This is a genomic window from Methylobacterium oryzisoli, assembly GCF_046557895.1.
Classification (GTDB): domain Bacteria; phylum Pseudomonadota; class Alphaproteobacteria; order Rhizobiales; family Beijerinckiaceae; genus Methylobacterium; species Methylobacterium oryzisoli.
Genome location: NZ_JBKIBX010000042.1, coordinates 42,719 through 56,606 on the forward strand (window position 1 = coordinate 42,719; position 13,888 = coordinate 56,606).

At 72.2% G+C, this 13,888-nt stretch carries 13 protein-coding genes; 10 read left to right on the forward strand and 3 right to left on the reverse strand.

All coding sequences use genetic code 11. The features are described from left to right. The first annotated feature begins 4 nt into the window (after nucleotides 1-4). From ACKUB9_RS27715 to ACKUB9_RS27725, 3 genes are all read left to right on the forward strand, one after another. A complete protein-coding gene (locus tag ACKUB9_RS27715) occupies nucleotides 5-2,242 on the forward strand; it encodes a xanthine dehydrogenase family protein molybdopterin-binding subunit (protein ID WP_407529220.1) in 2,238 nt (745 codons plus the stop codon). 94 nt (nucleotides 2,243-2,336) lie between these two features. Beyond that, nucleotides 2,337-2,678: a DUF3140 domain-containing protein gene (locus ACKUB9_RS27720; RefSeq protein WP_407529221.1), complete on the forward strand. Its 342-nt coding sequence runs from the start codon at nucleotides 2,337-2,339 to the stop codon at nucleotides 2,676-2,678. A 236-nt stretch (nucleotides 2,679-2,914) separates the two neighbouring features. Next, nucleotides 2,915-4,321 (forward strand): hypothetical protein, encoded by a 1,407-nt coding sequence (locus ACKUB9_RS27725; protein WP_407529222.1) that lies wholly within the window; start codon nucleotides 2,915-2,917, stop codon nucleotides 4,319-4,321. A 9-nt stretch (nucleotides 4,322-4,330) separates the two neighbouring features. On the opposite strand, the gene ACKUB9_RS27730 is transcribed toward ACKUB9_RS27725, so the two are convergent. Continuing rightward, nucleotides 4,331-5,386, reverse strand: a complete 1,056-nt coding sequence (locus ACKUB9_RS27730) for a GSCFA domain-containing protein (RefSeq protein WP_407529223.1) — start codon at nucleotides 5,384-5,386, stop codon at nucleotides 4,331-4,333. On the opposite strand from ACKUB9_RS27730, the gene ACKUB9_RS27735 reads away from it, so the two are divergent. Further along, entirely contained in the window at nucleotides 5,376-6,407 is a 1,032-nt protein-coding gene (locus ACKUB9_RS27735) for a WcbI family polysaccharide biosynthesis putative acetyltransferase (protein ID WP_407529225.1), read from the forward strand. The two genes, ACKUB9_RS27730 and ACKUB9_RS27735, sit on opposite strands and share 11 nt — an antisense overlap. A gap of 304 nt (nucleotides 6,408-6,711) precedes the next feature. Here the strand turns inward: ACKUB9_RS27735 and ACKUB9_RS27740 are convergent, their stop codons facing one another. Further along, complete coding sequence (locus ACKUB9_RS27740; protein WP_407529226.1) at nucleotides 6,712-7,116, reverse strand: response regulator; 405 nt, start codon at nucleotides 7,114-7,116, stop codon at nucleotides 6,712-6,714. A gap of 348 nt (nucleotides 7,117-7,464) precedes the next feature. Between ACKUB9_RS27740 and pal the strand changes: the two genes are divergently transcribed. The 4 genes from pal to ftsH all read left to right on the forward strand — a co-directional run bounded on the left by pal (nucleotide 7,465) and on the right by ftsH (nucleotide 12,084). Then, the gene (gene pal, locus ACKUB9_RS27745; RefSeq protein ID WP_407529227.1) at nucleotides 7,465-7,974 is read left to right on the forward strand and encodes a peptidoglycan-associated lipoprotein Pal; all 510 of its coding nucleotides are present in this window, start codon (nucleotides 7,465-7,467) and stop codon (nucleotides 7,972-7,974) included. An 87-nt stretch (nucleotides 7,975-8,061) separates the two neighbouring features. Continuing rightward, complete coding sequence (gene ybgF / locus ACKUB9_RS27750; protein ID WP_407529239.1) at nucleotides 8,062-8,994, forward strand: tol-pal system protein YbgF; 933 nt, start codon at nucleotides 8,062-8,064, stop codon at nucleotides 8,992-8,994. Next, nucleotides 8,991-10,013 carry a tRNA lysidine(34) synthetase TilS gene (tilS, locus tag ACKUB9_RS27755; protein WP_407529228.1) on the forward strand — a complete coding sequence of 341 codons (1,023 nt, stop codon included), beginning with the start codon at nucleotides 8,991-8,993 and terminating at the stop codon, nucleotides 10,011-10,013. The genes ybgF and tilS overlap by 4 nt, the downstream gene beginning before the upstream one ends. A 148-nt stretch (nucleotides 10,014-10,161) precedes the next feature. Beyond that, nucleotides 10,162-12,084, forward strand: a complete 1,923-nt coding sequence (ftsH, locus tag ACKUB9_RS27760) for an ATP-dependent zinc metalloprotease FtsH (RefSeq protein WP_407529229.1) — start codon at nucleotides 10,162-10,164, stop codon at nucleotides 12,082-12,084. Between the two features lie 82 nt (nucleotides 12,085-12,166). Here the strand turns inward: ftsH and ACKUB9_RS27765 are convergent, their stop codons facing one another. Continuing rightward, nucleotides 12,167-12,331, reverse strand: coding sequence for a hypothetical protein (locus ACKUB9_RS27765; RefSeq protein ID WP_407529230.1), 165 nt, complete (start codon nucleotides 12,329-12,331; stop codon nucleotides 12,167-12,169). Nucleotides 12,332-12,792: 461 nt separating this feature from the next. On the opposite strand from ACKUB9_RS27765, the gene minC reads away from it, so the two are divergent. After that, a complete protein-coding gene (gene minC / locus ACKUB9_RS27770; RefSeq protein WP_407529232.1) occupies nucleotides 12,793-13,623 on the forward strand; it encodes a septum site-determining protein MinC in 831 nt (276 codons plus the stop codon). Nucleotides 13,624-13,698: 75 nt separating this feature from the next. Further along, nucleotides 13,699-13,888, forward strand: a 190-nt coding sequence (locus tag ACKUB9_RS27775) for a hypothetical protein (protein WP_407529233.1), incomplete at its 3' end; no start/stop codon positions are given.

A 13,888-nucleotide genomic window follows, 5' to 3' on the forward strand; every position in this document is an offset into this window, starting at 1 on the left:
CCGCATGGCCACCACCAACCTCACTGTCGGCACGGCGCAGAGCCGCGTCGACGGCCCCGCCAAGGTGACGGGCGCGGCGAAATACGCCGCCGAGTTCAAGGCGGCCGACCTCGCCTACGGCGTCGTCGTGTCGAGCGCGATCACCCGCGGCCGCATCACCGCCATCGACGCGTCCGCGGCGCTCGCGGTGCCCGGCGTGATCCAGGTCTTCACGCACGAGAACCGGCCCCGCACCGCGTGGCTCGACTACAATTACCGCGATCAGGTGGCGCCGCCCGGCTCGCCCTTCCGGGCGCTCAACGGCCCGGAGATCGCCTTCGGCGGCCAGCCGGTGGCCCTCGTGGTGGCGGAGAGCTTCGATCTCGCGCGCCACGGCGCCTCGCTGATCCGGGTGACCTATGAGGAGGAGGTGCCCAACACCGACCTCGACAGGAACCGCGACGCCGCCTACGAGCCGCCCAAGAAGCGCTCCGGCATCAAGCCGCCGCCCGACCCGCGCGGCGACGCCGAGGGCGCGCTCGCCGGCGCGCCGATCCAGCTGCGGCACGAGTACAAGCAGGCGGTGGAGCACCACAACCCGATGGAGCCGCACGCCACCACGGTGGTGTGGGAGGGCGAGGGCAAGCTCACCATCCACGACAAGATCCAGGGCGTGAACAACACCCAGGGCTACGTCTGCAGCGTCTTCAACCTGAAGCCGGACGACGTACGGGTGATCGCGCCCTACATCGGCGGCGCCTTCGGTTCGGGCCTGCGCCCGCAATACCAGCTCTTCCTGGCGGTCTCGGCGGCGCTCGAACTCAAGCGCTCGGTGCGGGTGGTGCTCAGCCGCGACCAGATGTTCACGCTCGGCTACCGGCCCGAGACGATCCAGACGGTGGCGCTCGGCGCCGACAAGGACGGCCGGCTCCAGGCGGTGCTGCACGACGCGGTCGCGGGCACCTCGACCTTCGAGGATTACCAGGAGGCGGTCGTCAACTGGTCCGGCCTCCTCTACCATTGCCCCAACGTCAAACTCGGCTACAAGCTCGCCAAGATCGATACCTACACGCCCGCCGACATGCGGGCGCCCGGGGCGGTGACGGGGGTCTTCGCCCTCGAAGTGGCGATGGACGAACTCGCCTACGCGACCGGGGTCGACCCGATCGAACTGCGCCTGCGCAACTACGCCGAGCGCGACGAGGGCGAGAACAAGGACTTCACCTCCAAGGCCCTGCGCGCCTGCTACGAGGAGGGCGCGGCCCGCTTCGGCTGGTCGCGGCGCAGCGCCGAGCCGCGCTCCATGCGCGAGGGCCGCGAGCTGATCGGCTGGGGCATGGCCACCGGCGTCTGGGAAGCCTACATGATGAAGTCGAGCGCCCGCGCCCGGCTCTCGCGCGACGGCAGCCTGGAGGTCGCCTGCTCGACCGCCGATCTCGGCACCGGCACCTACACGATCCTCGCCCAGATCGGCGCCGACGCGCTCGGCGTGCCGATCGAGCGGGTGCGCACGCTGCTCGCCGACACCGCCCTGCCGGAGGCCCCGCTCGCGGGCGGGTCGTGGACCGCGGCCTCCTCGGGCGCCGCGGTGGAGTTGGCCTGCCGCGCGGTGGCCGAGCAGCTCCTCGCCCACGCGCGTCGTCTCGACAATTCACCGCTCGCCAACGCCGACCTCGCCCACGTCACCTTCGTGGACGGCGAGATCCGGCTCGCGAGCGACCCGTCCCGGGCCGTCAAGGTGGCGGACGCGATGCGGGCGGCGGGCGTCGAGACCGTCGAGGCGACCGAGGCCGCCAAGCCCAGCCTCCTCACCAGCCTGCGCTACTCGGCCTACACCCACTCGGCGGTGTTCGCGGAGGTGCGGGTGGACGAGGAGCTCGGGGTCGTGCGCGTCACCCGCGTGGTCAGCGCCGTCGCGGCGGGCAAGATCCTCAACCTCAAGACCGCGCGCAGCCAGGTCATGGGCGGCGTCGTCATGGGCATCGGGGCGGCTCTGGAGGAGGAGTCGATGCTCGACCACAACCTCGGCCGGTTCATGAACCACAATTTCGGCGAGTACCACGTGCCGGTGAACGCCGACATCCACGACATCGAGGTGATCTTCGTCGACGAGCACGACGACAAGGTGAGCCCGATCGGCGTGAAGGGCCTGGGCGAGATCGGCATCGTCGGCGCCGCCGCCGCGGTGGCGAACGCGGTGTACCACGCCACCGGCAAACGGGTGCGCGAGATCCCCATCACGCTGGACAAGATCATCGGCTGACGCGGCGCCTTTGCCGCAGCCGGCCCCTGCGCGGGACGCGAACACCCGCGCGGCCTGTCGCGTTGGCTCCGGATTTCGAACCCGGAGACCCGACGTGAGCCAGCCTGACCACGAGACCACCTGGAAGGAGTTCAGCGAGGCGGTGAACATGACGCCGGCCGAACTGGAACGCTGGCTCGCCACCGAGGAGAGCCGGTCGGTCGGCTGGAGTCAGGACGGCGAAGGCGAATCGGTCGGCCACCGCGAAGGGCGCCGCATCGTCGAGATCAAGCACCGCCGCAAGGCCGACCTCACCGACGACGACTACGCCCACATGCGCAAGGTCGTCGGCTACGTCCGCCGTCACCTCGCCCAGGGCGGTCCCGAGACCGACAAGGCCGAATCGCGCTGGCGCTACTCCCTGATGAACTGGGGCCATGACCCGCTGAAGGACTGATCCGCGCGTCGCGGCATGGTGGCGCGGCAGCAGACGATCCTCCTCTCCGGCCGGCGACGTCTGAACCGTTTCTCCACGCCCCGGCGTCTTCACTGCAGATCGCTCCCCCTTCGTGCGCTTCGTCCCGCGGCATGCCGCGACTGGTCGGAAACTTGCCTCGTTCGGCGGCGATGCCGGGCGTCGGGAACGGACGTCCGATCGAGGGTGGGGCGGGGGCGATGCGGTTTCACGGGTGGTTGCGCGCGCGGGGAGTCGCGCCGGTCGGTCTCGTCCTCGGCGCCGCGGGTTTCTTCGCCGTCCGGCCCGCCGATCCCGAGGGGGCGGTGCAGGTCGGGCTCGCGGCGGCAGCGGCCGGCGCCGCATTGCTGGCGGCCTGCGGGACGGCGCTCGCCGCCGCGCGCGGACCGGCCGGCCCGGTCCGGCGGGGCATCGGTTTGGCGGCGTCCGCCGCCGGGATCGTCCTCGCGCTCCTGCTCTATCCGGGCCTGTCGCGCGGGATCGCCGGCCTGCGCGACCGGCCCGAGGAGGGCGCCCGCACCGTGATCGCCCTCGGCCCGCACGGCCGCGACATCCGCCTGTCCGGTCCGCTCGTGCGCGGGAGCGCCGATCGTCTCGCCGCCCTCCTGGCCGCGCATCCGGGCGCGACCCGCCTCCACCTCACCAGCGAGGGCGGCCTCGTCGCGGAGGGCGAGGCGCTCGGCGCCCTCGTCGCGGGGCACCGCCTCGCCACTTACGTGCCGGACTATTGCGTCTCCGCCTGCACCCTCGTCTTCCTGCACGGACGGGAGCGGATCGCGGGCGGGCAGGCGCGGCTCGGGTTCCATGCGCCCTACGAGACCGGCGTGTTCGGCGAGGTCTTCGAGATGGACAGCGCCGCGGAGCGCCGCGCCTACCTCGCTACCGGCCTCGCGCCCGATTTCGTGGACGAGGCCCTGCGGGTGCGGTCGGCCGAGATCTGGATTCCCCCGCTCGCCCGGCTGCGCGCGGCCGGTGCCGTGACGGCGGTGGTCGGGCCCGAGGCCCTGCCGGATTCGACCCTCGACGACGATCCCAGCTTGGCCGGCGCCCGCGCCGCGGTGCTGCGGACGGTCCCGCTGATGCGGGCTGCGGCCGACGCGGCGCCCGCCCTGCTCGACGCGATGGCCGCCTCGTACCTCGCCGCCTACCGGCAGGGCCGCAGCGAGGCGCACGGCCTCGACCGGATCCGGCGGGAAGCCGCCCGGCGCGTGGCGCGCGTGCTGGCCGGAGCGCCGGACGCGGTGGTGCGCGACCTCGGCCGGCTCCTCCTCGCGGCCCTGGCGGCGCTGGAGCCCGACGATCAGGACGCCTGCGCGGCGCTCGTCCGCGGGGCCGATCTGGTGAGTGCCGACGAGATCCTGTCGCGCCGCGCGCCGGTCGGGACCGACGCCGCCCGCGCCCTCGTGGCGCGCGCGCTCGCCGGGCGCAGCACCGACGCGCTGGTGGAGCCCCACCCGCGCCGCCGGGGCCTCGCCTCGCCCACCCGCCATCTCGGCTGCGGCGGGCTGCGCGACGCCCTCGCGGCCGCGCTCGACCGGCCGGGTGCCGCGTCCCTGCGGGCCTTGCTCTTCCCCGGCACGCGCCCGCCCCGCACCGTCGAAGCCAGTGCCCTGCCGGCCGAGTGAGGCTCCCGGCTACGCCACGCTCCGCTCGATCTCTTCCTCGTCGCAGATCACGCCCGCGGCGCCGACGAACTCGGAGGCGATCGGCGGGGCGGCGGCCCGGGGGGCGTCGCCCGGCGTGAAGGTGTCGAGGAAGCAGCGCATGACGTGGCGCACGCCCGCGTCGTTGATCGAGCGCAGATCCTCCGCGTAGTAGCGGCCCGCGTTGATGTTGCTCGCGACGATGTCGTAGGCCGGGAAGTAGACCGCCCGGGGATCGACCGCGGCCGCCTCGCCGGCCGCCACCCGCAGCACCGACTTGGTGTAGAGGTTCGATTCCAGCACGTGACGATCCTCGTAGGTGGCGATCATCGGCACCGGCGAGACCGTCAGGATCACTCGGGCCGCCGCGTTCACGCTCCACAGCCGGTCGAGGAAGCCGCGCAGGTCCGCCGTCACCTCCGCGGCGCCCGCGTTGACGAAGGCATACTCGGCCGGGTCGTAGACGCCGCCCGCGACCCCGGGCGCCAGCGGCAGGGCCGCGCCGTCCGCCCGGTGGCGCCAGCCCTCGGTGAGGCCGAGCGTCATCACGAACACGTCGAGCGTTTCGAACAGCTCGCGCACCCGCGCGAAATGCGCCTCGCGCGCCGCCTCGACGTCGTCCGCATGCGCGAAGCCCTGCGGCTCGACGGTCGGCCGGAAGGGATCGACGAGGCGGCCGTCCTCGCGGGGCCACACGCGGAGTTCGGGCCGGAAGGCGCCGTAGGCCCGGTCGAACAGCTGCACGAACTGGCGCGTGTAGTAGAGGTTGCCGTAGCGCGCCGAGAAGGTGCCGAACTGGCGCTGGGCCGCCTCGTCCGGCGGGGTGCCGGCTGGCGCGGCCTCGGTGATGTAGTAATGGTAGCCGGCATCGCGCAGCGCCTGGGCCACGCGCTGGGCGAAGCAGCTGCCGCCGGTCGCCACCCGGTCGGTCGGCAGGATCGGGAACGGCGCCGCCGGCCGCGGGTCGACCGCGAAGGGCGGGACGCCGGCCACCGCCCGGCGCCAGAACCGTGCGTCAGGCAGGTCCGTGTAGGGGTTGCGCGCCATTTCCATCCTCCCGCCCGTCGCCGCCCGGCTCAGGCTCGCGCCGTCTCCGCTCGCCCGGGCGCTCTTCTCCGCCCGATCCTGGGCCGGAGCGTGGCGGCGAGGCCCGTCCCGCGACGGTCCGTCGATCGCCGTGATCGGCAATTGCCAGGGGCGCGGCGTCGCCCGGTCGATCGAACTCCTCTGCCCCGGCAGCCGCGTGACGTCGCTGCCGACCGCGCGCCTCCGGCGCGATTTCCGGGATGCCGAGACTCTGGCGCGGGCGCTCTCCGGGCACGATCTCGTGGTCGCCCAGGTGCTGCCGGACGGGCTCCTGCCGGGGGGCTTTCCCGCCCTGCAGACGGGCCTGCCGCGGCTCTCGGTCTACCCCACCTTCGTCTTCTCGGCCTTCCATCCCGACATGATCTACGTCGGGCACGGCGGCAGCCGGGAGGGCTTCACCCCCTCCCCGCTCGGCCTCTATCACTCGGCCCTGGCGGTGTTCGGCTTCCTGCGCGGCCTCGACGAGGCGCGCACGCTGCGGCTCTTCCGCGAAGACATCTTCGCCCGGCTCGGCTATCTCGACGGCTGGGACGCCTCCGCGCGCGCGCTGCTCGCCGCCGCTTCGGCCGACGGCTGCCCGGTGGAGCGCGAGTTCCTGCGCTGGAGCCGCCGCGGCTGCTTCATGCACGGCATCAACCACCCGAAACTGTTCGTGCTCGGCGACGTCGCCCGCCGCCTCCTCGTCGAGGCGAGGCTGCCCGTGCGCGACGTGGAGCCGGAGGCCTACCTGCCGGACGACCTCGTGCGCGACGTCATTTGGCCGGTCTATCCGCCGCTGGCCGAGCGCTACGGCCTGCCGGGCTCCTACCTGTTCAAGGACAAGGTGCGGGGCAGCGGCCCGGCCACGCTCCACGACCTGCCGGGCTTCGTCGCGGCCTCGTTCCGGACCTACCGGGCCACGCCGCGGGCGCGCCTCGACGGGCCGCGCATGCGGGCCTGGGCGGCGGACCCGACCGTCACGGCCCTGTTCGACGCCGCCTGATTCCATGATCGCCGGATGAAGTTGTGATTGGTATCAAGCTACCAACTCAGTCGAGCGGGGTCGCACGCCCCCCTTTCCCGGACGACTGAAACGAAGTGGAAGGAGATCCGGGAACCAGCAAAAGATGTGCCGCGCAGCGGCGCTGCATTCTGCAACGTTGCAGAATACGGACGCTTCGCGACATCTTGTGCTGGGTCCCGGATCTCCTTCCGCTTCGCTGCAGTTGTCCGGGAAAGTGAGATTGGCGCGGATCCCTTCGTCATACGGCGCGGCCGTGCTCAACGGTCGTGTAGCGTGCCCCGCCTCAGGCGCAGCGCAGGTCGTCCTGCACGGCCCCGCCGCGCATCATCAGCGCGAGTTCCACCACGTCGGCCAGCACGAACGGCTTCTGCAGCACGATGCCGCCCTGCGCCCGGCGCTGGTCGGCGGTGGCGCTGGTGGTGGAGTAGATCACCGGACGGTCCGGATGCAGCGACCGGTAGACCTCGGCCACCGTCCAGCCGTCGATCAGCCCGGGCAGCCGAATATCCGTGAACAGCCAGCCGATCGCCGTGCCGCGCTCCCGCAATAGCGTCAGGGCCGCCTCCCCGCTCGAGGCCGTCAGCGTCCGGACGCCCTCCTGGTCGAACAGCGCGACCAGCATCTCCAGAAGGAGGTAATTGTCCTCCACGAGGAGGAGTGTGGTCTGGTCAGGCGTCGGCCCGGACATCGCTCGGCTCCCGGAAGGCGGGTTCCAGGCTGGACCCGCATGGTTAAGATTGTCTGAATGCCGCAGCGGCATCGCGCCGGGGGCGTCCTCCGGCCGTTACTGCAATGCAACACGCGTCGGCGGGCGGCGCGGGCGAGGCCCGGCGCCCCAGCGTGGCCGCATTTCACGCCTGATTAACCCTCAGCCACGGTTTCCGGCGGTGCGGTGCTTTCGAGGCTTCGCCGCAAGGGCTCGTCAAGGTTGACGGAACCTTCGCTTAACCGGCCGGGACCTATGAGGTCGCAAAGCGTGAGAGGCGGGCGCGATGCCGCGACGCGGCACCGGCCCCGCCAGAGGAGTACCGAAACGATGTCGCTGCCGCTCGCCTCGCTGCGCGTGCTCAGGGCCGCCGCCGCGGTCGGCCTCGCCCTGTCGATCGCCGCCTGCTCGTCCAACAAGGACCTCGCCGACGCCTCCGCCTACGCAGCCGGGGCGGGCGCCGCCACGCCCGGCAGCGCCCAGGATTTCGTGGTCAACATCGGCGACCGCGTCTTCTTCGACAGCGATTCCACCGACCTCTCGCCGACCGCGACCGCGACCCTCGATAAGCAGGCGCAGTGGCTGTCGCGCTACCCGCGCTACACGTTCCTGATCGAGGGCCACGCCGACGAGCGCGGCACCCGCGAGTACAACTTTTCGCTCGGCGCCCGGCGCGCCCAGGCGGTCCGCGACTATCTCGCCTCGCGCGGCATCGGCGGCTCGCGCATGCGCACCGTGTCCTACGGCAAGGAACGCCCGGTCGCGGTCTGCAACGACATCTCCTGCTGGTCGCAGAACCGCCGCGCCGTCACGGTGCTCGACGGCGGCGCGGGATCGTAGGCCGCGGGAGCATCGGCCGCACTTTTGCCGGATGGCGGCGCATCTGCTAAGCGCGCCGCCATCGCGACAGCCGAATTGCCAGCCATGATGCTCCGCCGCCTGCTCCTCGCCACGGGTCTCCTTCTTGCCGCGGCTCTCCCGGGCCGGGCGCAGGACGCCGCCGACCTCGTGGTGCGGCTCAACCGCCTTGAGAATCAGTCCCGCCAGATGGCGGGGCAGATCGAGACCCTCCAGTACGAGAACCGCCAGCTCAAGGAGCAGCTGCGCAAGTTCCAGGAGGACGTCGAGTACCGCTTCCAGGAGGGCAAGGGCGGGCGCCCGGCCGCGCCCGCGGCGGGCGGCACGCCCGCCAAGCCGCAGAAGCGCAGCGACGCCTTCGATCCCACCCTCTCCCCCTCCGCCCCGGGCGCGCCGCAGCCGCTCGGCGCCACTGCGCCCTCGACGCCGCGGGCGGTCGCCGCCGCCCCGGCGACGCCGAGCACCACCGCCACCCTCGCCCCTCCGGCGGCCGCCCTCGACGACGAAGCGGCCCCGGGCTTCGGTGAGCCCGTGGACCTCGCGCCGCCGCGCGCTCCCGCGGCGGTCGCCCCGCCGGTGCGCGCGCGAGAGAGCATCGCCGCCACGGGCACGGGCGACGCCAAGGCCGATTACGAGGCGGCCTACGCCTACGTGCTGCAGCGCCAGTACGAGCAGGCCGAGATGAGCCTGCGCCAGTTCATCCAGTCGCATCCGCGCGACGCGCTCGTGCCGGACGCCACCTACTGGCTCGGCGAGAGCTACCTGCAGCGCAACCGCACCCGCGAGGCCGCCGAGCAGTTCCTCAAGGTCTCCACCGACTACGCCCGCTCCCGCAAGGCCCCGGACGCGATGCTGAAGCTCGGGACATCGCTCAACGCGCTCGGCGCCCGCGAGCAGGCCTGCGCCACCCTGGCCGAGCTGGAGCGCAAGTTCCCGCAGGCCTCCGCCTCCGTGAAGCAGGGCGTCGACCGCGAGCAGAAGCGGGCGCGCTGCGCCGCGTGAGGCCGCGGCCTCCGGCCGAGGACGACCCGCTCGGTCTCGCGGAGAGCGCGGAGCGTCTGGCGCCCTGGCTCGGGCCGGCGGCGCGCGCGGGGGTGGTGCTCGCGGTCTCGGGCGGCCCCGATTCGACGGCACTGATGGGCTGCGCCGCGTGCCTGCCCCCCGCCGTTCCGGTGCTGGTCGCCACAGTCGATCACGGGCTGCGGCCGGAATCGTTCGCCGAGGCCGAGGCGGTGGCGCGGGCGGCCGAAGCGCACGGTCTGCCGCATCGCCGCCTCGCGTGGCGCGGCGACAAGCCCCGCACCGGCCTGCAGGAGGCGGCGCGCGCGGCGCGCTACTGCCTGCTCCGCGCCCTCGCCCGCGAGGTCGGCGCGGGGGCGCTCCTCACCGCCCACACCCTCGACGATCAGGCCGAGACGGTGCTGATGCGGCTCTGCGCCGGGTCCGGGCCGGCGGGGCTCGGCGGCATCGAGCCGGTGCGGGATCTCGGCGGGATCGCCCTGGTGCGTCCCTTTCTCGACATCCCCAAGGCGCGGCTCGTCGCCACCTGCGCGGCGCGCGGCTGGGCCTTCGCCACCGATCCCGGCAACCGCGACCCGCGCTTCGCCCGCGCGCGGCTGCGGCGGGTGATGCCGCTGCTCGCTGCTGAGGGCCTCACGCCCGCGCGTCTCGCCCGCCTCGCCGAGCGCGAGCGCCGCACCGAGGCGGCGCTGGCCGCAGTGGCGCAGGCGGCCCTGCGCACTCTGACCCGGTCGGCTCCCGCCTCGGCCCTCGCCCTGGATGCCCCAGGCCTCGCCGCGCTGCCCCCGGCGGTGGCCCTGCGGGTAATGGCGGACGCGATCACGGCATTGGGCGCGCAGGCCCGCCCGGTGCGGCTGGAACGCCTCGAAGGCGCGCTCCTCGGCCGGCTCCTGCCGGCCATCGCCGAGGGGCGGGCGCTGCGCCTCACGCTCGGCGGCGCCCTGATCGCGGTGTCGCAGGATCTCCTGACGCTGCGGGCGGAGCCCCCCCGCCGCCGCTGAGCCGCCCCCGCCCTCCCGCGGACGAGCCGCCGCACTCCCGGCCGATTTACTTGGCAAGGGGGGAGGCGACGCCTACATTGGGCGTCGAGGGTGAGCGGCCGTCCCGGCGCGCCCGCTGGTGCCGCCCTCCTCAAGGAATGTCTGTTCGATGAACCCCAATTTCCGCAACTTCGCCCTGTGGGTGGTGATCTTCCTGCTGGTGCTCGCGCTGGTGACCCTGTTTCAGAACCCGGGTCACCGCTCCGGCGGCAGCGAGATCGCTTACAGCCAGCTCCTCAACGACGCCGATGCCGGCCGCATCCAGAGCGTCGTGATCTCCGGGCAGGAGGTGAGCGGCACCTACACGGGCGGCGGCACCTTCACGACCTACGCGCCGAACGATCCGTCGCTGGTGTCGAAGCTCCAGGGCAAGGGCGTGACCATCACGGCCCGTCCGCCCTCGGACAACACCCCGTGGTTCATCGCGCTGCTCGTGAACTGGCTGCCGATCCTCGTCTTCATCGGCGCCTGGATCTTCCTCAGCCGCCAGATGCAGTCGGGCGCGGGCCGGGCCATGGGCTTCGGCAAGTCGAAGGCCAAGCTGCTCACCGAGGCGCACGGCCGTGTCACCTTCGAGGACGTGGCGGGCGTCGACGAGGCCAAGGAGGATCTGCAGGAGATCGTGGAATTCCTGCGCGATCCTCAGAAATTCCAGCGCCTCGGCGGGCGCATCCCGCGCGGCGTGCTGCTCGTCGGTCCCCCCGGCACGGGTAAGACGCTCATCGCGCGTGCGGTCGCCGGCGAGGCGAACGTGCCCTTCTTCACCATCTCGGGTTCGGACTTCGTCGAGATGTTCGTCGGCGTCGGCGCCAGCCGCGTGCGCGACATGTTCGACCAGGCGAAGAAGAACGCGCCCTGCATCATCTTCATCGACGAGATCGACGCGGTGGGCCGTCACCGCGGCGCCGGCTTGGGCGGTGGCAACGACGAGCGCGAGCAAACCCTCAACCAGCTCCTCGTGGAGATGGACGGCTTCGAGGCCAACGAGGGCATCATTATCATCGCGGCGACCAACCGCCCCGACGTGCTCGACCCGGCGCTGCTGCGTCCCGGCCGCTTCGACCGCCAGATCATCGTGCCGAACCCGGACGTGATCGGCCGCGAGCGCATCCTGCGCGTTCACGTCCGCAAGGTGCCGCTGGCCCCGGACGTCGACCTGAAGGTGATCGCCCGCGGCACCCCCGGCTTCTCGGGCGCCGACCTGATGAACCTCGTCAACGAGGCGGCGCTGCTGGCCGCCCGGCGCGGCAAGCGCATCGTCACCATGCACGAGTTCGAGGATTCGAAGGACAAGGTGATGATGGGCGCCGAGCGGCGCACCCTCGTCATGACCGACGACGAGAAGCGGCTCACCGCCTACCACGAGGGCGGCCACGCCATCGTCGCGCTGAACGTGCCGGCGACCGATCCGGTCCACAAGGCGACGATCATCCCGCGCGGCCGGGCGCTCGGCATGGTCATGCAGCTGCCGGAGCGCGACAAGCTCTCGATGTCCTTCGAGCAGATGACCTCGCGCCTCGCCATCATGATGGGCGGGCGCGTGGCGGAGGAGATGATCTTCGGCCACGACAAGGTCACGTCGGGCGCGCAATCCGACATCGAGCAGGCCACCCGGCTCGCCCGCATGATGGTGACGCGCTGGGGTTTCTCGCCCGAACTCGGCACCGTCGCGTATGGCGAGAACAACGACGAGGTCTTCCTCGGCATGCAGGTCAACCGGCAGCAGAACGTGTCGGAGGCCACCGCCCAGAAAATCGACGCCGAGGTGCGCCGCCTCGTGGAGGCCGGCCTGCAGGATGCCCGCCGGATCCTCGAGGAGCATCGCGGCGACCTGGAGGCCCTCGCGCGCGGCCTGCTCGAATACGAGACCCTCAGCGGCGACGAGATCCGCGACCTCCTCGACGGCAAGCCGCCCGTGCGCGACACCGGCGACTACCCGCCGACGCCGGCCCGCGGCTCCCCCGTCCCCTCCGCCGGCCGCGGACGGCCGCGGGAGAACGACGGCGGCTACGAGCCTCAGCCGCAGGCCTGAGGCGCCTGGAACCGGAACGCCAGAAGGGCGGCGGGAGCGATCCCGCCGCCCTTCTCGTTGGAGCGGTCAGATGAGGGTGGGGTCAGCGGCTGCCGCCGCCGCCGCCGCCCGCGCTGTTCGAAGCCGGCTTGTTGTTCGATTCGGCGTTGCTGGCGGCGCCGGACGAGCTGTTGGCCGGGCGGCCCTGCGCGAGCGCAGGACCCGCCACGAGCATCAGGATGGCACCGAGGGTCGCGATCTTCGTCATGAGGCGTTTCTCCCTGAACGGGCTGGCCGGCCGAGAGCCGGCGCGGTCCGGGAGCCAACGCTTTCAGGAGGAACAAGATCCCATCCGCGAACGATCAAGCTTGGCGGTTTATCAGGAAATCAGCCAAGCCCAGCAGAACAGAAGCGCGAAGAAGGCGCCAGAACTCAGCAGGACCGCTCTGACTTCACGGTGCTGAAGCAGGATATTCTCTGTAAGATGGATCATGGCGGGGAGCGGGCGGGAGTAACAGGAGTGTCATCTCATGTTCCGCCTTAAAATGCGATGAGCATGATTGCGGAGGCGACGGCGATCCGGCGATTGTCACTCTGCGGCAACATCCGGTGTGGCGCGAATGCCGCGTTAAGAATCGCTGAGAGTTCGTGAGGGAGCGGCACCACCGTTAACCGGTCGGTAACCATGCTGCGCGCTTCATGGTTGTAGGTAACAACTCGTCAACAGCCGTGACCAGCATCAGCCACACCCGTCCTTCCCTCCCGCTGCGAGGACGCTCCTTCCGGGCGCTCGTCCTCGCCCCCGAGAGGCCTCTCGACGATTGGTTCGCGAAGCTGGACGATCTCGTCCGGAATTCGCCGACGCTGTTCGCCGAGCGGCCCGTGATCCTCGACGTGGCGGGCATGACCGTCCCGGTCGAGGCGCCGCCCGCGGCGGAGACGACCGACACTCCCCCGGCTGCCGAGGCAGCCGAAGAGGAGACGCCGGCGGAGGGCCCGGTCCCCGACCCCGCCGCCTGTGCGGGTGACGGCGCAGCGGCCGAGCCCCCTGCCCCGGCCGAGGCCGAACCCGATCTCGCGCGCATCCTCGCCGAGCTGGAGCGGCGCGGGATCCGCATCATGGGCATCGAGAAGGCGGACCCCGCCTGGACGACGCCCGCGATGCCGCCCCGGCTCAGCGGCGGGCGCCCCGCCGACCTGGCGCTGCCTCCCCCGCCCGAGAAGCCGAAGCCGAGCTCGCTCGTGCTCGAAACGCCGCTGCGCTCGGGACAGAGCATCTTTCACCCCGACGGCGACGTCACCGTGATGGGCTCGGTGGCCTCGGGCGCCGAGATCCTGGCCGGCGGGTCGATCCACGTCTACGGCGCGCTGCGCGGCCGGGCCATCGCGGGAGCGGGCGGCAACCGGCGGGCCCGCATCTACTGCCGCCGCTTCCAGCCCGAACTGCTCGGCATCGACGGGCTCTTCCGCACCGCCGAGATGACCGACCCGACGCTGCGCGACAAGGCGGTTCAGGTCTGGCTGGAGCGCGACGCGCTGCGCATGGCGTCCCTCGACTGACGGACGCGCCTTGGAAGCCGGCGACCACGGCCGCCGGCTCGTTCACACCACCGATTCTCGACCGCAGCCCGCCGGATGACCGGCATCGCGCCGCGGACCGGCGCTCTTGAGCAGGCGCATTTCGGCTCGGCGTTCCAAATCTCGGCGTTCCTGGTCTCGGCCTTCTTGGGGGAGCAAGACAATGGCGAAGGTACTGGTTGTCACATCGGGCAAGGGCGGCGTGGGGAAGACGACCACGACGGCGGCCCTGGGGGCGGCCCTGGCG